The sequence below is a fragment of the Sphaerotilus mobilis genome (assembly GCF_004216565.1).
Classification (GTDB): Bacteria; Pseudomonadota; Gammaproteobacteria; order Burkholderiales; family Burkholderiaceae_C; genus Sphaerotilus; species Sphaerotilus mobilis.
In genome coordinates, this window is the sequence record NZ_SGWV01000008.1 from 723,717 (window position 1) to 746,844 (window position 23,128).

Annotated in this window: 25 protein-coding genes and 1 tRNA gene; 23 read left to right on the forward strand and 3 right to left on the reverse strand. The window is 69.5% G+C overall.

Annotated features, from left to right (window positions below; translation table 11 throughout):
- Positions 1-98: 98 nt before the first annotated feature.
- Positions 99-509, reverse strand: coding sequence for a hypothetical protein (locus tag EV685_RS20610; protein ID WP_165396724.1), 411 nt, complete (start codon positions 507-509; stop codon positions 99-101).
- On the opposite strand from EV685_RS20610, the gene EV685_RS08490 reads away from it, so the two are divergent.
- The gene (locus tag EV685_RS08490; RefSeq protein ID WP_242615484.1) at positions 490-684 is read left to right on the forward strand and encodes a site-specific integrase; all 195 of its coding nucleotides are present in this window, start codon (positions 490-492) and stop codon (positions 682-684) included. The two genes, EV685_RS20610 and EV685_RS08490, sit on opposite strands and share 20 nt — an antisense overlap.
- Positions 685-779: 95 nt before the next feature.
- Here EV685_RS08490 and EV685_RS08495 read toward each other — a convergent pair.
- Positions 780-856, reverse strand: a tRNA-Pro gene (locus EV685_RS08495).
- A gap of 45 nt (positions 857-901) precedes the next feature.
- Positions 902-1,852, reverse strand: a complete 951-nt coding sequence (locus tag EV685_RS08500) for a carbohydrate kinase family protein (RefSeq protein ID WP_130481552.1) — start codon at positions 1,850-1,852, stop codon at positions 902-904.
- A gap of 261 nt (positions 1,853-2,113) precedes the next feature.
- On the opposite strand from EV685_RS08500, the gene EV685_RS08505 reads away from it, so the two are divergent.
- The 22 genes from EV685_RS08505 (at position 2,114) to EV685_RS08610 (ending at position 23,114) form a co-directional block, all read left to right on the forward strand.
- On the forward strand, positions 2,114-3,094 hold the full coding sequence (locus EV685_RS08505) for a substrate-binding domain-containing protein (RefSeq protein WP_130481553.1): 981 nt from the start codon (positions 2,114-2,116) through the stop codon (positions 3,092-3,094).
- 171 nt (positions 3,095-3,265) lie between these two features.
- Positions 3,266-4,225, forward strand: a complete 960-nt coding sequence (locus tag EV685_RS08510; protein ID WP_130481554.1) for an ABC transporter permease — start codon at positions 3,266-3,268, stop codon at positions 4,223-4,225.
- 1 nt (position 4,226) lies between these two features.
- Entirely contained in the window at positions 4,227-5,036 is an 810-nt protein-coding gene (locus EV685_RS08515; RefSeq protein ID WP_130481555.1) for an ATP-binding cassette domain-containing protein, read from the forward strand.
- 90 nt (positions 5,037-5,126) lie between these two features.
- Positions 5,127-5,597 carry an RbsD/FucU family protein gene (locus tag EV685_RS08520; protein ID WP_130481556.1) on the forward strand — a complete coding sequence of 157 codons (471 nt, stop codon included), beginning with the start codon at positions 5,127-5,129 and terminating at the stop codon, positions 5,595-5,597.
- Between the two features lie 178 nt (positions 5,598-5,775).
- Positions 5,776-6,948, forward strand: coding sequence for an ROK family transcriptional regulator (locus EV685_RS08525; RefSeq protein ID WP_130481723.1), 1,173 nt, complete (start codon positions 5,776-5,778; stop codon positions 6,946-6,948).
- 326 nt (positions 6,949-7,274) lie between these two features.
- The gene (locus EV685_RS08530) at positions 7,275-9,206 is read left to right on the forward strand and encodes a methyl-accepting chemotaxis protein (protein WP_130481557.1); all 1,932 of its coding nucleotides are present in this window, start codon (positions 7,275-7,277) and stop codon (positions 9,204-9,206) included.
- A gap of 47 nt (positions 9,207-9,253) precedes the next feature.
- Positions 9,254-11,092 carry a chemotaxis protein CheW gene (locus EV685_RS08535; protein ID WP_130481558.1) on the forward strand — a complete coding sequence of 613 codons (1,839 nt, stop codon included), beginning with the start codon at positions 9,254-9,256 and terminating at the stop codon, positions 11,090-11,092.
- A gap of 15 nt (positions 11,093-11,107) precedes the next feature.
- Entirely contained in the window at positions 11,108-12,265 is a 1,158-nt protein-coding gene (gene cheB / locus EV685_RS08540; RefSeq protein WP_130481559.1) for a chemotaxis-specific protein-glutamate methyltransferase CheB, read from the forward strand.
- A gap of 43 nt (positions 12,266-12,308) precedes the next feature.
- Positions 12,309-12,935, forward strand: coding sequence for a HEAT repeat domain-containing protein (locus EV685_RS08545; protein ID WP_242615485.1), 627 nt, complete (start codon positions 12,309-12,311; stop codon positions 12,933-12,935).
- Entirely contained in the window at positions 12,932-13,792 is an 861-nt protein-coding gene (locus tag EV685_RS08550) for a CheR family methyltransferase (RefSeq protein ID WP_130481560.1), read from the forward strand. The genes EV685_RS08545 and EV685_RS08550 overlap by 4 nt, the downstream gene beginning before the upstream one ends.
- 2 nt (positions 13,793-13,794) lie before the next feature.
- Entirely contained in the window at positions 13,795-14,229 is a 435-nt protein-coding gene (locus EV685_RS08555) for a response regulator (RefSeq protein WP_130481561.1), read from the forward strand.
- The gene (locus tag EV685_RS21180) at positions 14,226-16,721 is read left to right on the forward strand and encodes a chemotaxis protein CheA (RefSeq protein WP_130481562.1); all 2,496 of its coding nucleotides are present in this window, start codon (positions 14,226-14,228) and stop codon (positions 16,719-16,721) included. The genes EV685_RS08555 and EV685_RS21180 overlap by 4 nt, the downstream gene beginning before the upstream one ends.
- Positions 16,718-17,065 (forward strand): hypothetical protein, encoded by a 348-nt coding sequence (locus EV685_RS08565; protein ID WP_130481563.1) that lies wholly within the window; start codon positions 16,718-16,720, stop codon positions 17,063-17,065. The genes EV685_RS21180 and EV685_RS08565 overlap by 4 nt, the downstream gene beginning before the upstream one ends.
- Positions 17,066-17,152: 87 nt before the next feature.
- A complete protein-coding gene (locus tag EV685_RS08570; protein ID WP_130481564.1) occupies positions 17,153-17,518 on the forward strand; it encodes a response regulator in 366 nt (121 codons plus the stop codon).
- Between the two features lies 1 nt (position 17,519).
- On the forward strand, positions 17,520-18,569 hold the full coding sequence (locus EV685_RS21185) for a methyl-accepting chemotaxis protein (RefSeq protein WP_130481565.1): 1,050 nt from the start codon (positions 17,520-17,522) through the stop codon (positions 18,567-18,569).
- Between the two features lie 23 nt (positions 18,570-18,592).
- Complete coding sequence (locus EV685_RS08580; RefSeq protein ID WP_130481566.1) at positions 18,593-18,982, forward strand: response regulator; 390 nt, start codon at positions 18,593-18,595, stop codon at positions 18,980-18,982.
- Positions 18,979-19,845: an STAS domain-containing protein gene (locus EV685_RS08585; RefSeq protein ID WP_130481567.1), complete on the forward strand. Its 867-nt coding sequence runs from the start codon at positions 18,979-18,981 to the stop codon at positions 19,843-19,845. Before EV685_RS08580 ends, EV685_RS08585 begins: the two co-directional genes overlap by 4 nt.
- 1 nt (position 19,846) lies before the next feature.
- Positions 19,847-20,221: an STAS domain-containing protein gene (locus EV685_RS08590; protein ID WP_130481568.1), complete on the forward strand. Its 375-nt coding sequence runs from the start codon at positions 19,847-19,849 to the stop codon at positions 20,219-20,221.
- Positions 20,214-20,621 (forward strand): anti-sigma regulatory factor, encoded by a 408-nt coding sequence (locus tag EV685_RS08595; RefSeq protein ID WP_130481569.1) that lies wholly within the window; start codon positions 20,214-20,216, stop codon positions 20,619-20,621. The genes EV685_RS08590 and EV685_RS08595 overlap by 8 nt, the downstream gene beginning before the upstream one ends.
- A complete protein-coding gene (locus EV685_RS08600) occupies positions 20,618-21,046 on the forward strand; it encodes an ATP-binding protein (RefSeq protein ID WP_130481570.1) in 429 nt (142 codons plus the stop codon). Before EV685_RS08595 ends, EV685_RS08600 begins: the two co-directional genes overlap by 4 nt.
- The gene (locus tag EV685_RS08605) at positions 21,028-21,663 is read left to right on the forward strand and encodes a SpoIIE family protein phosphatase (RefSeq protein ID WP_130481571.1); all 636 of its coding nucleotides are present in this window, start codon (positions 21,028-21,030) and stop codon (positions 21,661-21,663) included. The genes EV685_RS08600 and EV685_RS08605 overlap by 19 nt, the downstream gene beginning before the upstream one ends.
- Entirely contained in the window at positions 21,663-23,114 is a 1,452-nt protein-coding gene (locus EV685_RS08610) for a two-component system sensor histidine kinase NtrB (RefSeq protein ID WP_130481572.1), read from the forward strand. The genes EV685_RS08605 and EV685_RS08610 overlap by 1 nt, the downstream gene beginning before the upstream one ends.
- The last annotated feature ends 14 nt before the right edge of the window (positions 23,115-23,128 follow it).

Consider the following 23,128-nt stretch of genomic DNA (forward strand, 5'->3'; position numbering starts at 1 on the left):
GACCACAGGCTGAGCGGTGTCACTGCCCGGTGGCGTCACCATGTCAACAATGCTCCAGGTGTAGACCTTGTTCTGGAACGCGCCATTGCACTTCTGGGTCACAACAACATCGAAAGTGCGGCTGTCGGTGCACATGCCCGGTGAGCCGCCGCCAAGCCGGCGGGTAGGCCCGAAGGCTGCCCATCGGGACCCACCTTCGCAATCGGCCCCGTCTGCTGCTTCGGCAACACCATCGTCGCCTTCGCATTCGGCCCGACGCAGCTGGAATCGGACGTGATCACGCAGTCGGTGCGCTGCAGCCGGTAGGGGCGCTTCTCCGCCTGGGCGTGGGGTGTGAGCAGGCCCAGGCCTGCCGTGGCCAGCAGGGCTGCCGCCGCGATGGCGCGGTGGCCGTGGGCCGGGTGGATGGGGTCGGCGTCAACACCAGTCGCGGCCATCCGAACGATGACGGTCAGGGGTTCCCGCCTCACCACCAGCGCCGCCGCGTCGATGTGGAAGCGCGCCTGCAAGCGCGCTGGCCTGGTCGACGCCCACTTCCACGACCTGCGGGCCAAGGCCTTGACCGACACCGAGGCCACCAGCGGCATGCAGGCCGCCCGGACGATGGGCGCACACAGCACCGAAGCGCAGACGGCCGACTATGTGCGGCAGCGCAAGGGGCGGACGATCAGGGCGACGAAGTAGCGACGCCGTTAGGTGCGTCGCGTTCCGTTAGGGGAACGCTTCCCCAAACGACAAGGCCCCAGCCCGGAGAACTCCAGTGCTGAGGCCTACTTAGATGGTCGGGGCGACACGATTCGAACGTGCGACCTACTGGTCCCAAACCAGCCGCGCTACCAAGCTGCGCCACGCCCCGAAGCCGGCTAGTGTAGCCCGGCGGCGAGGGGCTTTCGGGTATGCGTCAGACGGCGGCGCGAAGTTCGTTGCGGCGGGGCAGGTCGGGGCCGCGGCGGGTGCAGGTGATGGCGGCGGCCTGGGCGGCGAAATCGGCGACGCGGCGGACCTCGTCGAGGGTGATGGCGGCCAGGCCGGCGGGCGTCAGGCGGCCGATCTCAGACAGGGCCACGAGCGTGGCGGCCTGGAAGGTGTCGCCAGCGCCGACGGTGTCCTGCACCTTGACCTTGGGCGCGGCCACCGAGACCTCGCCGTCGCGGGTCCAGGCCAGGGCGCCTTCGCCGCCACGGGTCATCATGACCAGGCTGACGCCGCCGGCCAGCCAGCCACGGACCAGCGCGGCCGGGTCCTGGTGCGGGTAGAGGCGCTCGAAGTCCTCGTCGCTGAGCTTGAGCAGGTGGACGCGACGCGACATCCACTCGACCAGTTCCTGCCAGGCGGCGACATCGGGCTGCACGTTCAGGCGCACGTTGGGGTCATAGGACATGACGCTGGCGTGGCGGCGCTGCTCGTAGAGAGCGCGGATGGTGCTGCCGATGGGCTCGACGGCGCAACCGTAGGAGCCGGTGTGGTAGGCCGCCGCCTGCGCCGGCAGGCGGTCGAAGTGTTCGGGCAAAAGTTGCCGGTCGGCGCCGCCATGGCCGTAGAAGCGGTAGCTCGGCACGCCCTCGCTGTCGACGCCAACCAGGCTCAGCGTGGTCGGGGCATCGCAGCGCATCAGGGTGTCCATGCCGATCTGTTCCTCGCGGATCGTGCGCTCGATGCGCGCGCCGAGGAAGTCGCTGGAGATCGCGCCGAAGAAGGACACCGGCTGCGCCATGCGCGCCACGCCCATGGCCACGTTCAGCGGCGAGCCCCCGACGACGGCGTCCAGATGCAGGCCGGTGGGCGTGGCACCGTCGTCGAAGACATCCAGCAGCGACTCGCCGACGACGACGATGGGCAGACGGTCAGACATGGTGGGCAACCTCTTTGCTAATGATCAACAAGAATGATTTAGGGCGGCGCTAAACAAGAAACACGCCAGCCGAACCCGGGGAGAACCCGAGTGGCCGCCGATCGTCGCACTGTGCGGGCCTTGTCGTACTCAGGGAAACCACTAAATCAAACGCCTTGATTTAAGAAACGAGCCGACTAAGATTCGTTCTGCGTTCTGGAGCACGGTCGCTCCAGATGCCCACCCGGTCCCTACCCCTTCGAACCCGTCTCAGGAGACAACATGAAGCGTCTTTCCATCCTTGCCGCCGCCGTCCTCGTCGCCGGCACCGCTTCGGCCCAGAACCAGCCGGTCATCGGCCTGATCACCAAGACCGAGACCAACCCCTTCTTCGTCAAGATGAAGGAAGGCGCTGAAGCCGAAGCCAAGAAGCTGGGCGCCAAGCTGCTGTCGGCTGCCGGCAAGCAAGACGGCGACACCGCCGGCCAGATCACCGCGATGGAGAACATGGTTGCCGCTGGCGCCAAGACCATCCTGATCACGTCGTCGGGCGACGCCATCGTCCCGACCATCAAGAAGATCAAGGCCCAAGGCGTGCAAGTCATCGCCCTGGACAGCCCCGTGCCGGAAGCGGACGCCCTGTTCGCCACCAACAACTACAAGGCCGGCGAGCTGATCGGCGCCTACGCCAAGGCCACGCTGGGCGGCAAGAAGCCCGTCATCGCCACGCTGGACCTGTTCCCCGGCCACCCGGTCGGCGCGCAGCGCCACAACGGCTTCCTGGCCGGCATGGGCCTGAAGACCCTGCCCGCCGAGAGCAACGAGCTGGCCCAGCCGGCTGATGTGGCTTGCATGGCCGACTCCTTCGGCGACGCCGCCAAGGGCCAGACCGGCATGGAAAACTGCCTGCAGAAGAACAGCAACATCAACGTCGTCTACGCGATCAACGAACCCGCCGCCGCCGGTGCCTACAAGGCGCTGAAGGCCGCTGGCAAGGAAAAGGACGTCGTGATCCTGGGCGTGGACGGCATGTGCTCGAACGGTGTGGGCAACGTCGAGAAGGGCGTGATCGCCGCGACGTCGATGCAGTACCCGCTGAAGATGGCAACGATGGGCGTGGCCGCTGGCGTCAAGTACGCCAAGGACGGCAAGCGCCAGACCGGCTACACCGACACCGGTGTGGACCTGGTCGCTGCCAAGGCTGTCGCCGGCGTCAAGAGCATCGACACCAAGACCGCTCGCGGCCAGTGCTGGGGCGACTGATGAGCCTGCGGTCCTGACCCGTCAGGATCCGGCCCATGCAGCGCGCGTCGCCGGCTTGCCGGTGACGCGCGACTGACCTGAAAGCCCCGTGAACACGGGGCTTTTCTTTCTCACTGTGCATGACGACGGCGCGTCCGCTTGTTCGAGGCACACCACCAGCGAGCCCATTCCATGAATTCGCTCAAAGCCAAGCTCCCTCCGATCGGGACACTGGGCCCGGCCATCGCGCTGATCCTGGCCTGTGCCTTCTTCTCGTTCCAGCACGAGCGTTTCCTCACGCTGCAGAACTTCTCGCTGATCCTGCAGCAGGTGATGGTGGTGGGCACCATCGCCATCGGCCAGACGCTGATCATCCTGACCGCCGGCATCGACCTGTCCTGCGGCATGGTCATGGCGCTGGGCTCCATCGTGATGACCAAGGTCGCCGCCGACTACGGCCTGAGCGCACCGGTCGCCATCCTCTGCGGCATTGCCGTGACCACGCTGTTCGGCCTGATCAACGGCCTGCTGGTCACCCGCATCAAGCTGCCACCCTTCATCGTCACGCTGGGCACGCTGAACATCGCCTTCGCGGTGACGCAGCTCTACTCGCGTGCCCAGACCGTCACCAACATCCCCGACGGCATGAACCTGCTGGGCGAGACCTTCGGCCTGGGCGGCGCCCGCGTCGCCTACGGCACGGTGCTGATGCTCGGGCTCTACCTGGTGATGTGGCTGTGGCTGCGCGAGACCGCGCCCGGCCGCCACGTCTATGCCGTGGGCAACAACCCCGAGGCCACGCGCCTGACCGGCATCCCGACCGAACGTGTGTTGCTGACCGTCTATGCCCTGGCGGGCGTGTTCTACGGCATCGCCTCGATGCTGGCGGTGGCCCGCACCGGCGCCGGTGACCCGAACGCCGGCCAGACCGAAAACCTCGACGCCATCACCGCCGTGGTGCTGGGCGGCACCAGCCTGTTCGGTGGTCGCGGCATCCTGCTGGGCACCCTGGTCGGCGCGCTGATCGTCGGCGTGTTCCGCAACGGCCTGACCCTGATGGGCGTGTCGTCGGTCTACCAGATCCTGGTGACCGGCATCCTGGTGATCCTGGCCGTGGCCACGGATCAGATGTCTCGCAAGGGAGGTCGCTGAGATGAGCGCACAACTGCAAACGACGACGCCGCAGATCGTCATGAAGGCCACCGGCCTGATCAAGCGCTACGGCCAGGTCACGGCCCTGGACGGCGCCGACTTCGAGCTGCGGGCCGGCGAGATCCTCGCGGTCATCGGCGACAACGGCGCGGGCAAGTCCTCGCTGATCAAGTGCCTGTCGGGCGCGACGATTCCCGATGAAGGCTCGATCGAGCTGGACGGCAAGACCATCCACTTCAAGAGCCCCATCGACGCCCGCCGCGTCGGCATCGAGACGGTCTACCAGGACCTCGCGGTGGCCCCGGCCATGACGATCGCCGAGAACCTCTTCCTCGGTCGCGAGATCCGCCGCGCCGGCTTTGCCGGCAGCGTGCTGCGCATGATCGACAAGAAGAAGATGCTGGAGCAGAGCATCGCCCGCATGAACGACCTGAAGGTCGGCATCCGCTCGATGACGCAGGCGGTCGAGACCTTGTCCGGCGGCCAGCGGCAGTGTGTCGCGGTGGCGCGTGCGGCGGCCTTCGCCGAGCACGTGGTCATCCTCGACGAGCCGACCGCGGCGCTGGGCGTCAAGGAAGGCAACATGGTGCTGGAGCTGATCCGCCGGGTCCGCGACAAGGGCCTGCCGGTGATCCTGATCTCGCACAACATGCCGCACGTCTTCGAGATCGCCGACCGCATCCACGTCGCCCGCCTGGGTCGCCGTGCCGCCGTCCTGAACCCGAAGAAAATCAGCATGAGCGACACGGTCGCGGTGATGACGGGTGCGATGCCGCCCGATCAGATCCCGGCCGAGTGCCTGGCGCACTGATCGCCCATCTGTCGAGCCGTCCCGCTCGCCACCACCCGGCAAGCCCCTGACCCGCAACGGCAGGGGCTTGCCCGTCCACAGGAGTCCCACATGCTCAAGGGCATCGATCCGCTGATCAGCCCCGACCTGCTCAAGGTCCTGGCCGACATGGGCCATGGCGACGAGATCGTCATCGCCGACGCCAACTTCACCGCCGCCAGCCTGGCGATCGGCCCGGACGGCGTGCGCAAGCCGCTGGTGCACCTGCCGGGCGCGGGCATCCTGCGCACCGTGCAGGCCGTCATGGGCCTGCTGCCGCTGGATGTGGCGGTCGAGCAGCCGGTCGCCTACATGCACGTCAGCGGCCAGCCCGAGGGCTACCGCAGCCGGCTGCAACGTGATGTCGTGCAGTGGCTGGAGCAGAACGGTCACACCCGGCCGGGACAATGTCAGGCGATCGAACGTTTCGCTTTCTATGATCGCGTGCGCACCGCCTATGCGATCGTGCTGACCAGCGACCTGCAGCCCTATGGCAACGTGATCCTGAAGAAGGGCGTGATCGGCGAGGCGCTCGAGGCATGACGCCCTGATCCTCCAACCGTCCTCACGGACCACGCTCCCCTGCCCTGCCGCCGTGGCCTACGAACCCATCGCCCCCAGCCCCGGCCCGACCGGATCGGTCCCCCCGTCACGCGGCAGCGATGCCCGCGGGGCTGAGCCGACCTCGCAACTGCGCCCGCGTGGCTCGAACCACGCCGGCATGCGGCAGTACAACGAACGGGTGGTGCTGCAGGCCATCCGCCTGCACGGCGACCTGCCCAAGGCCGACCTGGCGCGGCTGACGCACCTGAGCACGCAGACGGTCTCGCTGATCGTCAATGCGCTGCTGGCGGACGGTCTGCTGGTCAAGCGCGAGCCGCTGCGCGGACGCATCGGCCAGCCCTCGGTGCCGATCGCGCTGAACCCGGACGGGGCCTATGCCATCGGCGTGAAGATCGGCCGGCGCAGCATGGATGTGCTGGTCATCGACTTCACCGGCGCGGTGCGCGAACGCTCCAGCGTCAGCTACGACTTCCCCAACCCGCTGACCTTGTTCGACGACCTGCAGCGCCTGCTGGATCGCTCGGTGACCAGCCTGGGCGCGGGCGCCGAACGGCTGGCCGGCATCGGCATCGCGACGCCGCTGTCGCTGGGCAGCTGGCAGGCCCTGCTGGGCGTGGCCGATGCCCAGGCCAGCCGCTGGGACGAGATCGACCTGGCCCAGCGCGTCGGCGAGATGACGACGCTGCCGGTGCAAGTCATCAAGGACACCTCGGCGGCCTGTGTGGCCGAGCTGGTCTCGGGCCGCGGGCGCTCGATGCACAGCTTTCTCTACCTCTTCGTCGACACCTTCGTCGGCGGCGGGCTGGTGATCGACAGCCACCTCTACAACGGCGCGCGTGGCAATGCCGGTGCGGTGGGCTCGATGCCGCTGCACGCAGCCGGCGGACCTGCCGGCGTGCCGCCGCAGGTGCTGAGCGCCGCCTCGCTGTTCAACCTGCAGCAGCTCTACGAGGCTGCCGGGCTGGACCCGCAAGCCGCCATCGACGGCCGCGCGCTGGAGCCGCCCTGGGCCAGCCACACCCGCGTCTGGCTGCGCAACGCGGCCCAGGCGATGGCGCTGGCGACGGTCAACGCGACCTGCCTGCTCGACCTCGACGACGTGGTGGTCGACGGCGTGTTCGGCCGCGAGCTGCTGTCGCGCCTGATCGCCCACCTCGAAGAGGCGCTGGACATGCACAACTGGGAAGGCATCAGCCGACCCAGCGTGCGCGCCGGCACGATCGGCTCGGACGCCCGCGCGATGGGCGGCGCCCTGCTGCCGCTGTACGCGGCCTTCGCGCCCGATCCGGAAGTCTTCCTGAAGACCCGCGCCAGCGGCGCCAGCACCTGAGCCTGCCGCGCGGGCTGATGCACATCAAGCCCGCGCGCATCGCACCCGAACCGGGACGGACGTCGCCCGACGACGTTCGACGGGCGATGAATTGGGCAGTTCGGCACGGCTTATTCCAGATATCCCTGCGGGGTATGGGGGTGTGGAATCCATCCACTCTCTGAGACGAACCGCAACGCCTGACAGCAGGCCAGCGGCCGTGTGTGCATGGACGGGCGATGGGTCACCGGGCTGGTGACCGGGCCTGGTTCGGTCACGGAGGTGGACCGGTTGCCACGGTGGTGGCCGGCCGTCGACACCCCACACCGCCCTTCTGGAGCCCGCCCATGTCCCTCGTCCGCAAGTCCAGCTTCGCGTCCAAGGCACCCGATTCCGCCCTGCACGCGATCGCGGCTGGCATTCCCAAGTCCGTGGCCCGTGACGCGGACGCCCAGCGCAAGCGCGCCCGCACGCTGGCCAAGCAGCAGCAGGCCTCCGAGCGCGTCGCCTCGGCATCGAGCCAGCTGGCCGCGGGCATCAACGAGGCGGCTTCGGCGGCCGAGGAACTCAAGCGCGCCGCCACCCAGATCGCCACCGGCGCCGAAGAGGCCTCCGGCGCGGCCCAGGAGTCGCTGGCCGCCATCACCCAGGTGTCGGCCTCGATCACGCGCCAGATGGCCGCCGTGACCCAGGCGCAGCGCACCGCCCAAGGCATGCAGACGCTGGCCGCCGAGATCAACGGCCAGGTCGAGTCGACCGTCAACAACGTCGCCACCGCCGCCCAGCGCCAGGCCGAGTCGGTCAAGATGGTTGCCGAGCTGGAGCGTCAGGCGGCCAACATTGGCGAGATCGTCAAGGCGGTCGCACGCATCGCCGACCAGACCAACCTCCTGGCCCTGAATGCCGCCATCGAGGCGGCCCGCGCGGGCAAGCATGGCAAGGGCTTTGCCGTGGTCGCCGACGAGGTGCGCACGCTGGCCGAGACCAGCGAGAAGAGCGCCAAGCAGATCCAGGACCTGGTCGGCCAGATCCAGGGCGAGGTCAAGACCATCGCCGAAGGCATCAACCTGGGCGCCGAGGCGGTCCGCAGCGAGGTCGAGAAAAGCTCGGTCATCCTCAAGCAGCTCGAACAGATCCGCCAGGACGCCGCCGAGATCGCCGCCGGTGCGGGCGAGATCGCCACCGCCGCCAGCCAGAGCAACGTCGCCGCGCAGCAGGCGCTCAAGGGCGCCGAGCAGATCGCCTCGGCTGCCAACGAGCAGTCCTCGGCCTGCGAGGAAGCCAACAAGACCGTGACCGAGCAGACCACCGCGCTGTCGCAGTGCGAGCAGACGGCCGCCGGCCTGTCGGAGATCGCCGACGAGCTGAAGAACTCGACCGACATCGCCAAGAGCGCCGAAGAGGTCGCCAGCGCCGCCGAGGAACTCTCCAGCGCGGTGCAGGAGATCAACCGCTCGGCCGCGCAGATCATGGTGGCGCTCGACCAGATCCGCAAAGGTGCGCAGACCCAGGCCGCCGCCAGCGCCGAGTCGGCCGCTGCGGTGACCCAGATCGAGAAGGGCGCGCAGATCGCCGAGACGCGCGCCAGCACGGCCAACGAGCGGGCCGGCGCGATCCGCACGCTGCTGGGCGACAACAAGCGGAACATCGACAGCCTGATCAGCGGCATCTCGAACAACGTCGGCACGACCGAGAGCAGCATCGCCCAGGTCAAGGACCTGGAGCTGGTCTCGCGCAAGATCGACAAGATCGTTGACGCGATCACCCAGGTCTCGATCCAGACCAACATGCTGGCCGTCAACGGCAGCATCGAGGCGGCCCGTGCGGGCGAGTACGGCAAGGGCTTCGTCGTGGTCGCCACCGACATCCGCAACCTCGCGCACGACTCGGCCGAGAACGCTGACCGCATCAAGGACATGGTCAAGTCGATCCAGGACCAGATCGGCCTGGTCGGGCGTGACCTCAACGGCATCGTCAACGCCGCGCTGTCCGAGGTTGAGAAGGCCAAGGTCATCACCATCAGCCTGAACAAGATCGAGGGCGACGTGGCCGAGATCCAGAAGGGCAACCAGGAGGCCGTGAGCGCCGCCCAGGAAATCGCCACGGCGGTGACCCAGGTGAAGGTCGGCGTCGAGCAGGTCTCGGCCGCCGCTGCCCAGGCCGAGAAGGCGGCCGAACAGGCCGCTGCTGCCGCCAAGCAGCAGTCGCAGGGTGCCGAGGAACTGTCGGCCGCGATCGAGGAAATCGCCTCGCTCGCCGACGAGCTGCAGAGCGCCTGAGCGCCGCCCGTCTCCGCCCCCTTGTCTGCCTACCCAGGAGGTGTGCGATGAGCACAGCCCTTGCCCTGCGTGACGATCACGCCGATGCCGCCCTGCGCGGCAACCTCGCCCCCGGTGACCTCGAGGCGCAGGCCCGCGCGATCGCCGAGAACCGCGACGAACACGACGACCTTGACGACAGCAACGATGGCGCCAGCCAGAACCGCCAGTTCGTGACCTTCTCGGTGGCCGGCGAGATGTTCGCGGTGCCGATGGCACCGGTGCAGGAAATCATCCGCGTGCCCGCCGTCGCCCACCTGCCGCTGGCGCCGCGCACGCTTGACGGCCTGGCCAATCTGCGTGGCCGGGTGCTGCCCATCATCAACCTGCGGCGCCTGTTCGGCTGCGACGAGCGCGCGAACGACGATGCCACCCGCGCCCTGGTCATCAACCTGGGCCAGCCGCTGGGCTTCGTGGTCGACCGGGTCGCCAGCGTCGTCACGATCGAGGCCGGCGAGATCGAGTCGGCCGACGCGATCCAGAGCATCGTCAGCGCCGACTACCTGACCGGCGTGATCAAGCGCGCCCGGTCCGATGGCGGCCACGACATGCTGCTGTCGATCGACTTCGAACGCCTGATCGATGGCCAGTTCAGCGGCATCGGCGCGCTGCGCGGGGCTGAGCGCGGTGGCACGGGCAACAGCAACAGCCACAGCAACGGGAACGGCAACAGCCATGGCAACAGCCATGGCAACAGCGCCCTGGCAGGCCAGTCCGAGGCGGACCTGCAGGACGACGATGTCGCCAGCGACGAGCTGCGCCTGGTCTCGTTCTCGGTCGCCAACCAGGAGTACGCGCTCGACATCGCCGAGGTGCAGGAGATCGTGCAACTGCCCGAGCGCATCAACGCCCTGCCCAACACGCCGCACCACGTGCTGGGCGTGATCTCGCTGCGTGAGCGGCTGCTGCCGCTGGTCAGCTTGCGCACGCTGTTCGGCCTGCCGCCACTGGACCATGCCGAACAGCACCGCATCGTGGTGACCTCGCTGCCCGGCGGCCTCAGCGTCGGTCTGGTGACCGATTCGGTCAAGGAGGTGCTGAGCGTGCCGCGCGCCCAGGCCGAGCCGATGCCGGGCATGTTGTCGGCCCAGCAGGACCTCGACGAGTTCTCGTCGATCTGCCGTCTCGACGGCGGCAAGCGCCTGGTGTCGATCATCGCCACCGACCGCCTGTTGCGCATGCCCGCGATCGAGCGGGCACTCGATGCCAGCCACCAACTTCTGAGCGAAGAAAGCAGCGCCATGCGCCAAGACCGCAACCGTCAAGACGATGCCGACGACCGGGCCGACAGCACCGATGACGACACCCAGGTGGTGATCTTCCGCCTCGGTGCCGAGGAGTTCGGCGTGCCGATCATGAGCGTGCAGGAGATCGTGCGCGTGCCCGAAGCCCTGACCCGCGTGCCCCGCACACCGGCCTTCGTCGAAGGCGTGATCAACCTGCGCGGCACCGTGCTGCCGGTGATCGACCAGCGCAGCCGCCTCGGTCTGCCGACCATCGATCGCAACGACCAGCAACGCATCATGGTCTACCTGATCGGCGGCATGCGCACCGGCTTCATCGTCGACTCGGTGGCCGAGGTGCTGCGCATCCCGCGCGGCCAGATCGTGCCGGCGCCGACCCTGTCGACCGAACAGAGCCAGCTGATCGGCCGCGTGGCCAACCTCGAAGGCAGCAAGCGCCTGGTCATGCTGATCGAGCCCGCGCACCTGCTGCACGGCAACGAGATGCAGGCGATGGCGCAGCAGCTGGCCGCGCCGTCCGCAGCACTGTCCTCGTCAGCGTCGGCATCAGCGTCGTCCGCCGCCCGCAGCGACGACACCCGCGCCTACGCCCGAGCCGCCTGATCCGCGCGAACCGACATGAAGAAAGTCCTGGTCGTCGACGACTCGGCGCTGATGCGCAAGCTGCTGAGCGGCGTGCTCGTCGAAGGTGGCTACGAGGTGCGCAGCGCCCGCAACGGCACCGAGGCGGTCGAGGAGGTGGTGCGCTGGACGCCCGATGTCATCACGCTGGACATCAACATGCCCGAGATGGACGGCCTGACCGCGCTGTCGCTGATCATGGCCGCCCGGCCCACGCCGGTGGTGATGGTGTCCTCGCTGACCGAGCGCGGCGCGCTCGCGACCTTCGAGGCGCTGGCCCTCGGCGCAGTCGACTTCATCCCCAAGCCCGGCGGCACGATCTCGCTGCACGTCGACGACATCCGCGCGATGCTGCTCGACAAGGTGGCCTCGGCCGCCCGCGCGCGGCTCGGTCCGCGTGCCGCTGCTCGTCCGATGGCGAGTTCGATCGCACGCCCGGTCGCACGTCCGGTTGGAAACCCGGCGGCCGCATCGACCACAGCCGGCCGGCCAGCCGCTGCGCCAGCGATGGGCAAGGCCGTCGAGGCCAGCCCGCGCTCCCGTGGCAGCGCCGCGTCGCCGCCGTCGCCCCGGGCGGGTCAGGTCCCCGGCCTGGTGCTGGTGGGTGTGTCCACCGGCGGGCCGCGCACGCTGGAGGACATCCTGCCCCGTCTGCCGGCGAACTTTCCGTGGCCGGTGCTGGTGGCCCAGCACATGCCGGCCAACTTCACCGACACCTTCGCCCGGCGCATGGACAGCCTCTGCGCGCTGAACGTGGTCGAGGTCAACACGCCGATGGCGCTGTCGCCCGGCCATGTCTACATCGGCCGAGGCGGCACCGACCTGACGGTCACCGACCGCGTCGGCGTGCTGCACGCCGCGCCGCGCCCCGAGACACCGGGCGTGCTCTGGCACCCCTCGGTCGAGATCCTGGTGGACAGCGCCATGCAGCACCTGCCGGCACACAAGCTCATCGGCGTGATGCTGACCGGCATGGGCAACGACGGCGCCAGCGCGATGGCCCGGCTGCATGCCAGCGGCGGTCGCACGATCGCCGAATCGGCCGACACCGCCGTGGTCTTCGGCATGCCGCAGGAGCTGATCGAACGCCGTGCCGCCACCCTCGTGCTGCCCTGCACCAGCATCGCCTCGCAGCTGCGCCTGTGGCTGCCATGAATCGCTTGCCTTCCCTCCAACCGCGCACCCCGAGGATCCCCCGATGGCCTTGAAGAAATCTGGCGCCGCGACCGAACTGCACCAGGTCGAGACCCGCGACTACGGGCGCGATGTCGACGGCCTGCTCGCCCAGCTGCGTGACCCCGAGCCCAGCGTGCGCCGCTGGGCCGCGCGCGACCTGGCCAGCCAGCCGCGTGCCGCCGCCGCCATGTGCGCCCGGCTGGCCGAAGAGAGCGACGCCAGCGTGCGGGTGGCCCTGTTCAACAGCGCCACCCAGATCGGCGGCGCGGCCATCGTGCAGGGCATGGTCAGGCTGCTGCGCAGCGAGGACGCCGGCCTGCGCAACGGCGCGATCGAGGTGCTGGCCGGCTTGCCGGACGCGGTCGCGCCGCAGGTCGACGCGCTGCTGCATGACCCCGACAGCGATGTGCGCATCTTCAGCGTCAACCTGCTGGGCGACCTGCGCCACCCGAACGTGCCGGAATGGCTGGCGCAGGTGCTGCTCAACGATGAGGCGGTCAACGTCGTCGGCGCCGCGCTCGAGGTCGCCGCCGAGGTCGGCACGGCCCGGACCCTGCCGGCGCTGCGCGCGGCGCGCACGCGCTTTGCCGCCGACGCCTACATCACCTTTTCGGTCGACCTCGCGATCGAACGGATCGAGTCGACATGAGAGCCTCAGGCCTGGCCGCACGGCACACCATCACCGACGCCGACTTCCAGAAGTTCGCCGAGTTCTTCTACCGCAAGACCGGCATCCACTTCGACGACGGCAAGCGCTACTTCGTGGACAAGCGCCTGGTCGAGCGCATCGAGGCCACCGGCGCCGAGAACTTCCGCGCCTACTTCGTCGGCCTGCGCTTCGAGGCCGACGGGGCCGAGATGCAGCACCTGATCAACGCGATGACGGTCAACGAGACCTACTTCTTCCGCGAGGCCTACCAGTTCGACTGCCTGGTCAACGACATCCTCAACGAAGTGGCCCGGCGCAAGCGGCCGGGCTCGCGCATCCGCATCTGGTCCATCCCCTCGTCGACCGGCGAGGAGCCCTACTCGATCGCGATCTACCTGCTCGAACGCTGGGCCCTGATCGACGACTACGAGGTCGAGATCCTGTCCTCGGACATCGACACCGAGGTGCTCGCCTCGGCGCAGCGCGGCTGCTATTCGGCCCGCTCGGTCGGACAGCTGCCGCAGGCCTATCTGCGCAAGTACTTCACCCCGCACGGCCCGCACGAGTGGCGCATCACGCGCGACCTGGTCGACTCGGTCGAGTTCAGCCGCGTCAACCTGTCCGAGCCCGCCGACACGCGGCGCTTCCGCGACATCGACGTCGTCTTCTGCCGCAACCTGCTGATCTATTTCGACGACCTGTCGCGGCGCGTCGCCGCCGAGGCGCTCTACGACGCGCTGAGTCCGGGTGGCTTCATCTGCCTGGGTCATTCCGAGTCGATGAGCCGCATGTCATCCCTCTACACCGTGCGCCGCTTCGCCGACGCGATGGTCTACCAAAAACCGCTGGAGGCCTGACCATGAGCCTGACCCCGAAACCGCGTCGCATCCTGGTGGTCGACGACGCCGCGACGGTGCGCATGTACCACCGCAAGATCCTCGGCGACGCCGGCTGGCACACCGACGAGGCCATCAACGGCGTCGAGGCGCTGGAGCGCGTGCACCTGCAGGACGTCACCCAGGCCTTCGACCTCTACGTCGTCGACATCAACATGCCGCGCATGGACGGCTACAGCTTCGTGCGCGAACTGCGCAAGCTCGAACCGCGCCACCAGGCGCCGGTGATGATGGTCTCCACCGAGGCACGCAGCCAGGACGCCAGCAGCGCCTTCGACGCCGGTGCCAACTGCTACCTGATCAAGCCCGCCCGCCCGGCCGAACTGGTGCTGTCGGCCGCGCTGTTGCTGGGCGACCGCCCGGCCGCGCTGATCGCCGCCGAAGGAGCCAGCGCATGAACCAGACCGACCTGCTCGAACAGTTCGTGCTTGAGGCGCGCGACTGCCTCGAAGCCATCGGCAACCGCCTGCTGGAGGTCGAGCGCGACCCGGGCAACACCGACCTGCTCAACGACCTGTTCCGCTCCGTCCACACGCTCAAGGGCAACTGTGGGCTGTTCGAGTTCAAGCCGCTCGAACGTGTGGTCCATGCCGGCGAAGACCTGCTCGACCGCATCCGCAACCGCAGCCTGGCGCACAGCAGCGCGATCGCCGATGCGCTGCTCGATGCGATGGACTTCAGCGCCGAGCTGATCGACGAGATCGAACGCACCGGCCACATCGCCGATGGCGCCGAAGCCCGCTCGCAACGCCATGCCGCCGCGCTGCGTGCGCTGCTCGAATCCGCAGCCGTGACCGATGCAGCGGCGGCCCCAGCGCCGGCCGTCAAGGCCGATGACCGGGCGGCCGTCACGTCCCCCACCGGGCCAACCACCGGCGCCACCACTGGCGCCACCACCGGTGCCACCTCGCCCACCCACGCCGAGCCCGACTGGCTGGCGCGCCTGGACCCTGCCATGCGACAGGCCCACCCCGGCGCCACCGCGCTGCGCTACCGGCCCGAGCCCGAGTGCTTCTTCAAGGGCGAGGACCCGTGGCGCCTGGCCGCCACCGCCCCCGGCCTGCTGGCGGTGGACGTGGCCGGCCAGCAGCCCTGGCCGAGCGGCGACGAGCAGGTGCGCTGGGACTGCTACCAGTGCAACCTCGACATCGTGCTGCTCAGCAGCGCGCCGCCGGCCTACCTGGAAGAACACTTCCGCTGCGTGCCCGAACAGGTCGCGATGGTCACGATCGCAGCGCCGGCCGCTGCCGCCGAGGCCGCGGCCGAACCGGTCGATGCGGCCCCAAGCCCGCGCGCCGAACAGACCCTGCGCCGCCGCGCCCGGGCGATCTGGGACGACCAGATCGCGCTGCTCGGCCGCAACGGCCTGAGCGCGGGCAGCGTGGCGTCGGCGCGGCAGGTGCTGAGCCACCTGCTCGACAGCCTCGATGAGCCCGAAGCCCGGCGCGCCCGTGACGACCTGGCCGCCCTGCCCGGCGCGGTCTCGGCCGCCGGTCTGCAGGCCTGGGCCCGCCAGCAGCCGCTCGGCCTGGCGGCAGACCATGCCCCGGCCGCCCAGAACACCACCACTGCCGCCACCGCCGCAACCAACGCCGCCGCCTCCGCCTCCGCCGCATGGCGCGACCACGACGACGGCCTGGCCGAGGCCGGCCTGGTCGATGCCCCAGCGGTCGATCCGCTGCGTCGCGGCGAGGACCCGAACGGTGCCCCGGCGCCACGCGTGCTCAAGGTCACGCAGGAGAAGGTCGACCGGCTGATGGACCTGATCGGCGAGATGGTGGTGGCCAAGAACAGCCTGCCCTACCTGGCCCAGCGCGCCGAACAGGCCTTTGGCCAGCGCGAGCTGGCACGCGAGATCAAGGCCCAGTACGCGGTCATCAACCGCATCGCCGAGGACATGCAGCACGCCATCATGCAGGTGCGCATGCTGCCGGTGGGCGTGGTGTTCCAGCGCTTCGGCCGGCTGATCCGCGACATCTCCAAGAAGCTCGGCAAGGACGTCAACCTGGTGATCGAGGGCGAGGACACCGAGGCCGACAAGAACGTCATCGAGCCGCTGGCCGACCCGCTGATCCACATCCTGCGCAACAGCCTGGACCACGGCATCGAGCGTCCCGAGGTGCGCCGCGCCGCCGGCAAGCCGGTGGTGGGCACGATCCGCATCCGCGCCCACCAGGAAGGCGACCGCGTGATGATCGAGATCAGCGACGACGGCGCCGGTGTCGACCCGGCCCGCGTGCGCGCCAAGGCGGTCGAACGCGGCCTGATCCCGGCCGACCGGGCTGGCTCCTTGTCCGATGCCGACTCGGTGCAGCTGATCTTCCTGCCCGGCTTTTCGACCGCCGATGCGATCTCCGACCTGTCGGGCCGCGGCGTGGGCATGGATGTGGTGCGCAACGCGGTCGAGCGCATCAACGGCTCGGTCGAGCTGCACAGCGTGTTCGGCCAGGGCACGACGATCCGGCTGGCGCTGCCGCTGTCGATGGCCGTCACCAACGTGATGGTGATCGAGAGCGCCGGACGCCGCTTTGGCGTGCCGATGGACCTGATCGTCGAGACCGTGCGGGTACACGGCGACGACATCCACACGTTCAAACAGGCCCGCACCACGGTGCTGCGCGGGCGCATCGTGCCGCTGCGCGCGCTCAACGAGTTGCTTGCGCTGGACGTCCCGGCCCGCCTCAACGACGACGGCGAGTACACGGTGCTGGTGCTGCGCCTGGGCACCGAGACGGTCGGCTTGCTGGTCGACCAGTTCCATGGCGCCAGCGACATCATCCTCAAGCCGCTTGAGGGCGTGCTGGCCGGGCTGACCGGCTTTGCCGGCACCGCGCTGATGGGCGATGGGGGCGTGCTGATGGTGCTGAACCCGAAGGAGCTGCTGCCATGACGATCCGCTACCTGAAGAAACACGCCGCGCTGGAGGGCCACATCGCGGTCGACGATGCCGAGGCGCTGGCGCAGTGGCTGCTCAAGCAGCCCAGCCCCGCGGTGCACCTGGGCCGCTGCGAGCATGTGCATGGCGCCGTGCTGCAGGTGCTGCTGGCCCTGCGTCCGCGCCTGGTGAAGCCGCCAGCGGACGCAATGCTGGCCGGCGTGCTGACTGGCGTGCTGACTGGCGTGCCGACTGGTGCGTTGGGCGGTGCATCGGAATTGGCGCCCGCCCGGCCGGCGACGACCCGGCGCAAACCCGCCAGCAAGACGTCCTCAGGTTTGTCGGCATCCGACCGATGACACGAACAGAGGACCGGTGCCAGCGCGCAGCCGTGCCGGTACCGACCCTGTCTCAACCCGGCCCACCGCTGGCCGACTGGAACCCGCATGAAGACCATCTTTCTGATTGACGATTCGGCCACGATGGTGATGAGCGTCAAGACCACCCTCGAGATCTCGGGGTTCAAGGTCGAGACCGCCGCCGACGGCGAGCAGGCGATGGGCAAGATCAACAAGGGCCTCAAGCCCGACCTGATCATCACCGACATCAACATGCCGAAGATGGACGGCATCGAGTTCATCCGCCATGCCCGCAAGATCCTGCGTTTCACGCCGATCCTGACGCTGACCACCGAGAGCCAGCAGGCCAAGCGCGACGAGGCCAAGAAGCTCGGCGCCTCGGGCTGGTTGGTCAAGCCGATCGGCGGGACCGATCTGCTCAAGGTGATCAAGCAAGTGCTGCCGGGAGCCTGAGATGGCCACGCGCCCGACCGCGAAGGCATCCCTGCGGGGTTGGCTCTGGGATGCCCGCAAGCGGCTGGCCGACTGGATCTCGCCCCAGCCGCGTGTATCGGCCGCGTGCGAGGCGGTGGCCGGCATGCGCGAGCTCGATCGCCAGGTGATGACCCAGCTTGGCCGTGCCGTCGGGCTGTCGGAAACCGCCACGGTCGACTTCGTGGGCCGTCTGGCCGAGCTGCACAACCTCTCGCACAAGCTGGTGCAGTACCTCGAGACCGCCCACCTGCAGAGCCAGGCGATGCAGGCCAGCATGGAAGGCAACAGCCACATCATCCAGGAGCTGGCGTCCTTCGTGCAGACCCTGCCGGCGCAGATCGCGCAGGAGCGCAAGCACTTCCACCAGCTGGTCATCGAGGTCAAGGGCCTGTCGGACATGACCGACGCGATCCGCGCCATCGCACGCCAGACCGAGATCCTGGCGATCAATGCCGCGATCGAGGCGGCCCGCGCTGGCGAGGCCGGGCGCGGCTTCGCGGTGCTGGCCGGCGAGGTGCGCCGCCTCGCCACCCAGTCCAACGAGTCGGCCGCCCGCATCAACACCGACATCACGCGGCTGGTGAAGACGGTCGAGATCGGCTTCAGCGGCGACTTCAACGCCCGCACCCGCCACAACGAGGCCGAGGCTGAACGCCTGGGCAACCTGACGCGCCAGCTCGATGAGAGCTACGTCGACATGCGCCAGTTCTACGAGATGCTGGTGACCGCCGTGACGCAGCACAACACCGAGCTGGACGAGGGCATCGGCCTGATGCTCAACGCCGGCCAGTACCAGGACGTGTTCAAGCAGATCATCGACCGCGTCGAGCCTGCGCTGGAGAGCCGCCACGAGGTGCTGACCGACCTGATCACCCGGCTGCGCAGCGGTGCCCGCGACACCGCCGAGGTCGACGCCCGTGCCCGCGAGCTGGCAAGCAACTATCTGGCCGGTGAGGCCGACCACCGCGACCCCGACGACCCCGCTCACGCCGGAGCCGCCGAAACCGGTCCGCGCATCGAGCTCTTCTGACCGCGCCGAAAGACAAGCTGGCCATGGCCCACATCCTGCTCATCGATGACGACGAACTGCTGCGCGACACCGTGCTGCAGATGCTGCAACTCGACCGCCACGAGGTCACCGAGGCGCCCGACGGCCAGACCGCGCTGCGACTGGTCGCCGGCCGCAGCGGGCGTGGCTTTGACCTGGTGATCACCGATGTGTTGATGCCCGGCATGGACGGCACGCGCGTCATCGTCGAACTGCGCCGCAGCCACCCGAGGCTGCCTATCATCGCCATCTCGGGCGGACGCCGCGTGCTGTCGCCGCAGTTCAACCTCGAGACCGCCGCGCTGGCGGGCGCTGTCTGCCAGCTCGCCAAACCCTTCACCCGCCAGGCGCTGCAAGCGGCTGTGGCGGTGGCCCTGGAGTGCGCGCCCACATGAACATGCCCACGATCGACGCCCAGCTCGCAGCGATGCTGCGCGGCGCCGCCGCCGACATCAGCCGCAACTGGCACGATCGCCTGCGCAAGGCCACAGGCAAGCATCTGCACAGCCTGACCCCCGAGACCGAGCTGAACGCCGAGATGGCGGCCTTGCTCAGCGGCCTGGACGCCGCGCTCGACAACCCCGACGACCGCTTCGGCAGCGACACCGGCCACCCGCTGGCCGCCGCCCTGCGCACCGCCAGCCAGGTGCGCGCCGCACGCGGCTCCACGCCCGAGGAATCGCTGCTGTTCGTGCAGACCTGCAAGGAAGCGCTGATCGACACCCTGCACGGCCACGCGCCGTTGCGCGAGTCGCTGCTGGCCGCGACGCTGCGCCTCGAAGGCCTGATGGACCGCTGCGTGCTGGTGCTGGCCAACGCCTTCATGGCCGCACGCGAGGACGTCATCCAGCGCCAGACCGAGTCGCTGCGCGAGGTCTCGACGCCGGTCATCACGCTGTGGGACTCGATCCTGCTGCTGCCGCTGGTCGGCGTGGTCGATTCGGTGCGGGCGCAGCAGATCTCCGAGCGCCTGCTGGAGGCCATCGGCGCCAGCGAGGCCGAGGTCACGCTGATCGACGTGACCGGCGTGCCGGTGATGGACACCAGCGTGGCGCGGCACATCCTCAAGACCGTCGCGGCGGCCGAAATGCTCGGCACCCGCGTGATCCTCACCGGCATCAGCCCCAGCACGGCGCAGACCATGGTCAAGCTCGCGATCGACCTGTCGAACGTGCCGACCCGTGGCTCGCTGAAAGCCGGCATGGCGCTGGCGCTGACGATGACGGGCCGGCGCATCACCGCCGTCGCATCGAGCTGACATGCGCGTGCCCATCCTTCGACTCAATGCCGAGGTCCTGATCGTGGCGCTGGCCGCCGACATCAGCGACGAGGACGTGATGGACTTCCAGACCGAGCTCGGCGAACGCGCTGCCGCGATGCAGGCGCGTGGCCTGGTGATCGACGTCTCGGCCCTCGATGTGATCGATTCCTTCATGGCGCGCGTGCTCAACGACATCGCGCGCATGCTGCGCCTGCTCGGTGCCGAGGTGGTGGTCTGCGGCGTCCAGCCAGCGGTCGCCATGACCCTGGTCGAGATGGGCAGCAAGCTGGTCGACGTGAGCACCTCGTTCACGCTGGAAGGCGCGCTGCGGCGCCTGTCTCAGCGCATGGACCAGGCGGCGCGCGATGCTTGAACTCCAGGCCAGCGACGACATCGTGCGAGCGCGCCTGGCGGCGCGTGACATGGCGCGCGCCGCCGGCCTGGGCGTGATGGACCAGACCCGCTTCGCCACGGCGGTGTCCGAACTGGGCCGCAACGCGGTCCGCTATGCGGTGCAGGGGCGCTGCGAGCTGAGCGACCAGTCCGACGCCCGCGCGGTGCGGCTGCAGGCCTGCGTGCGCGACAGCGGCCCGGGCATCTCCGACCTCGCGCTGGCCCTGCAGGACGGCTACTCCACCGGCGGCAGCATGGGCGCCGGTCTGCCGGGCACGCAACGCCTGGTCGACATCTTCGAGATCGAGTCCAGCCCGGCCGGCACGGTGGTCACCGTGCAGATCGTCCGACCGAGGCGCAACCCGGGCCGGGTCGCATGACGGCCACGCACACGATGCTCGATGCGCTGACGCTGCGGGTCGGCCATGAAGGCGACGTGGCGCATGTGATCGCCAGCGTCATGCGCTTTTGCAACGAGCACGCCCACGACGGCGTGTTCGCCGCCCACGTCGCCACAGCCGCTTCCGAGCTGGCCAACAACCTGTGGATGCACACGCCCGACGGCGGCGAGATCCGGCTGCACTGGCTCGACTCGGGCAAGCGCCGTGGCGTCGAGCTGCGCGCCGATGACCGCGGCCCCGGCATCCCGGACCTGGCGCTGGCGATGACCGAGGGCTACAGCACCGGCGGCGGCATGGGCTGCGGCCTGCCCGGCGTCGAACGGCTGATGGACGACTTCGACATCCGCTCCGAGCCCGGCAGCGGCACCCACGTGCTCGCGCACAAATGGCTGCGCCGACGCTGAGCACCGGCTCGCCGGGTCTGAGCATCCGGCGCGCCCACCTGCTGCAGGCCATCGAGGCGGATCAACCGTGCGGCGACGCCGTGGGCTGCTGGCTGGCTGACGAGTCGCACGGCGCCGACGGCCTGCTCGCCGTGATCGACGGCCTGGGCCACGGCCCCGAGGCCGCGCAAGCAGCACAGGTCGCGCTGCAGACCCTCGGGGCCGCGCCGGAACGGCCGCTGTCCGAGCTGTTCGCCCGGCTTGACCGGGCCTTGTTCGCCACCCGTGGTGCGGCCATCGGCCTGTTGCGCATCGACGGCCAGCGCCTGCTGCACGCGGGCGTGGGCAACACCCGGCTGCTGCACTGGCGCGCCCAGGGCCTGGTGCGGCTGGTCTCGCAGAACGGCATCGTCGGTGGCGGCCTGCCGAGCCCGGTGGTCGAGACCGAGCACCCGCTGCAGGCGGGCGACTGGCTGCTGCTGTTCACCGATGGCCTGGACGAGCGCGTGCGCCTGCCGCTGCGCCTGCCCGAGTGGCAGCGCGACCCGGCCACGCTGTGCCAGCACCTGATGCAGCACGCCCGCGCTGGCCGCGACGACGCCGGCGTGATGGTGGTGCAGATCGGAGCGCTTGCCTGATGGACCGGGTCGAACGCCTGCTGCCGGCCTACACGGCGCTGCTGAGCCGCTATGCGATGTCGCCCGATGCGTTCGAGCGCGAGGGCGCGCTGATCGAGGCCACCGAACTGGGCAAGAGCGGGCTCGAGGATGGCCCGGCCATAGACCAGATGCACGAGGTCCACGGGCGCGCCCAGGCCGAGCTGGCGCAGCGCTGGCGTGACGCGCCCGAGGGCAGCGCGCCCCATCGGGGCCGCGAGCTGCTGGCGCGCGGCGAGGCGCTGCCCCTGATGCTGGCGCTGCAGCTGCCGCACGAGCTGGCCACGTTGGCCCACCACGAACGGCGCTGGCGCCGCGAACATGAGACGCTGGTGACGATGTTCGAGCAGACCGCCGACCTGATCGCGGTGCTCGATGTCGACGGCCAGTGCGACGACGTCAACCCGGCCTTCTGCCGCTCGACCGGTTGGACGCGGCGCGAGGCGGTCGAAGGTGCCGGCGCCTGGGCCGAGCCGCCGCAGGGCACGCAGGCCCAGCGTCGACGCACCGAGCAGCGGCGGCGCGACGGCAGCAGCCTCCTGGTGGACTGGTCGATCTCGCCGATCCTGGGCCGGCGCGGCGAGCTGCTGAGCCACGTCTGCATCGGCCGCGACGTCGACCGCCAGCAGAAGATCGAGGACAGCCTGCGCGAGAACGACAAGCTGCGCGCCGTCGCCACGCTGGCCGGCGGCATCGCGCACGACTTCAACAACCTGCTCGGTTCGATCATCGGCCTGACCGAACTGTGCGAACTGGAAGCCGTGCCGGGCTCGCGCCAGGCGCGCAACCTCGGGCGCATCCAGCAGGCCGGTGCCAAGGCCGCCGCCCTGGTGCGGCAGATGCTCGATTTCTCGCGCCAGACGCCGCCCGCGCTGCAGCCGATCGAGCTGGCCGACTGGCTCGGCCAGGCCGAGCCGCTGCTGCGCGCGGCCATGCCGCGTGAACAAGGTCTGACGGTCGAGGTGCTGGCCGGCGGCAGGGTCCAGATCGATCCGGTGCAGATGGAGCAGGTGCTTCTGAACCTGGTGCGCAACGCCGCCCAGGCCATGGGCGACGCGGCCGGCCAGGTGCGCATCACCGCCGACCATGCCGAGCCCGGTGGCGCCGCTCGCCCCACGGGCGCGCATGCCGGCGCCACCCACCTGCGGCTGCGCATCAGCGACACCGGCTCGGGCATTCTGCCTGACCTGCTGGACAAGATCTTCGAGCCCTTCTTCACCACCAAGCCGGTCGGTGAAGGCACCGGCCTGGGCCTGTCGGCGGTGCACGGCATCGTCAGCAGCCACGCGGGCGTCATCGAGGTCGACAGCCGCGTGGGCGTGGGCACGACCTTCAGCCTGTTCCTGCCGCTCGACCCCACCGGCGCGACAGCGCCCACAGCCAGCGGATCGCCAGCCCCGGCCGACACGCCGGACGGCAACCCGACACCATGAACCCGACTCAGGAG

Excerpts from the sequence above, each read along its gene's own strand:
- EV685_RS08490 (WP_242615484.1), top strand. The coding sequence starts at position 490 with ATGTGGAAGCGCGCCTGCAAGCGCGCTGGCCTGGTCGACGCCCACTTC.
- EV685_RS08500 (WP_130481552.1), bottom strand. The coding sequence starts at position 1,852 with ATGTCTGACCGTCTGCCCATCGTCGTCGTCGGCGAGTCGCTGCTGGAT.
- EV685_RS08505 (WP_130481553.1), top strand. The coding sequence starts at position 2,114 with ATGAAGCGTCTTTCCATCCTTGCCGCCGCCGTCCTCGTCGCCGGCACC.
- EV685_RS08510 (WP_130481554.1), top strand. The coding sequence starts at position 3,266 with ATGAATTCGCTCAAAGCCAAGCTCCCTCCGATCGGGACACTGGGCCCG.
- EV685_RS08515 (WP_130481555.1), top strand. The coding sequence starts at position 4,227 with ATGAGCGCACAACTGCAAACGACGACGCCGCAGATCGTCATGAAGGCC.
- EV685_RS08520 (WP_130481556.1), top strand. The coding sequence starts at position 5,127 with ATGCTCAAGGGCATCGATCCGCTGATCAGCCCCGACCTGCTCAAGGTC.
- EV685_RS08525 (WP_130481723.1), top strand. The coding sequence starts at position 5,776 with ATGCGGCAGTACAACGAACGGGTGGTGCTGCAGGCCATCCGCCTGCAC.
- EV685_RS08530 (WP_130481557.1), top strand. The coding sequence starts at position 7,275 with ATGTCCCTCGTCCGCAAGTCCAGCTTCGCGTCCAAGGCACCCGATTCC.
- EV685_RS08535 (WP_130481558.1), top strand. The coding sequence starts at position 9,254 with ATGAGCACAGCCCTTGCCCTGCGTGACGATCACGCCGATGCCGCCCTG.
- cheB (WP_130481559.1), top strand. The coding sequence starts at position 11,108 with ATGAAGAAAGTCCTGGTCGTCGACGACTCGGCGCTGATGCGCAAGCTG.
- EV685_RS08545 (WP_242615485.1), top strand. The coding sequence starts at position 12,309 with ATGGCCTTGAAGAAATCTGGCGCCGCGACCGAACTGCACCAGGTCGAG.
- EV685_RS08550 (WP_130481560.1), top strand. The coding sequence starts at position 12,932 with ATGAGAGCCTCAGGCCTGGCCGCACGGCACACCATCACCGACGCCGAC.
- EV685_RS08555 (WP_130481561.1), top strand. The coding sequence starts at position 13,795 with ATGAGCCTGACCCCGAAACCGCGTCGCATCCTGGTGGTCGACGACGCC.
- EV685_RS21180 (WP_130481562.1), top strand. The coding sequence starts at position 14,226 with ATGAACCAGACCGACCTGCTCGAACAGTTCGTGCTTGAGGCGCGCGAC.
- EV685_RS08565 (WP_130481563.1), top strand. The coding sequence starts at position 16,718 with ATGACGATCCGCTACCTGAAGAAACACGCCGCGCTGGAGGGCCACATC.
- EV685_RS08570 (WP_130481564.1), top strand. The coding sequence starts at position 17,153 with ATGAAGACCATCTTTCTGATTGACGATTCGGCCACGATGGTGATGAGC.
- EV685_RS21185 (WP_130481565.1), top strand. The coding sequence starts at position 17,520 with ATGGCCACGCGCCCGACCGCGAAGGCATCCCTGCGGGGTTGGCTCTGG.
- EV685_RS08580 (WP_130481566.1), top strand. The coding sequence starts at position 18,593 with ATGGCCCACATCCTGCTCATCGATGACGACGAACTGCTGCGCGACACC.
- EV685_RS08585 (WP_130481567.1), top strand. The coding sequence starts at position 18,979 with ATGAACATGCCCACGATCGACGCCCAGCTCGCAGCGATGCTGCGCGGC.
- EV685_RS08590 (WP_130481568.1), top strand. The coding sequence starts at position 19,847 with ATGCGCGTGCCCATCCTTCGACTCAATGCCGAGGTCCTGATCGTGGCG.
- EV685_RS08595 (WP_130481569.1), top strand. The coding sequence starts at position 20,214 with ATGCTTGAACTCCAGGCCAGCGACGACATCGTGCGAGCGCGCCTGGCG.
- EV685_RS08600 (WP_130481570.1), top strand. The coding sequence starts at position 20,618 with ATGACGGCCACGCACACGATGCTCGATGCGCTGACGCTGCGGGTCGGC.
- EV685_RS08605 (WP_130481571.1), top strand. The coding sequence starts at position 21,028 with ATGGCTGCGCCGACGCTGAGCACCGGCTCGCCGGGTCTGAGCATCCGG.
- EV685_RS08610 (WP_130481572.1), top strand. The coding sequence starts at position 21,663 with ATGGACCGGGTCGAACGCCTGCTGCCGGCCTACACGGCGCTGCTGAGC.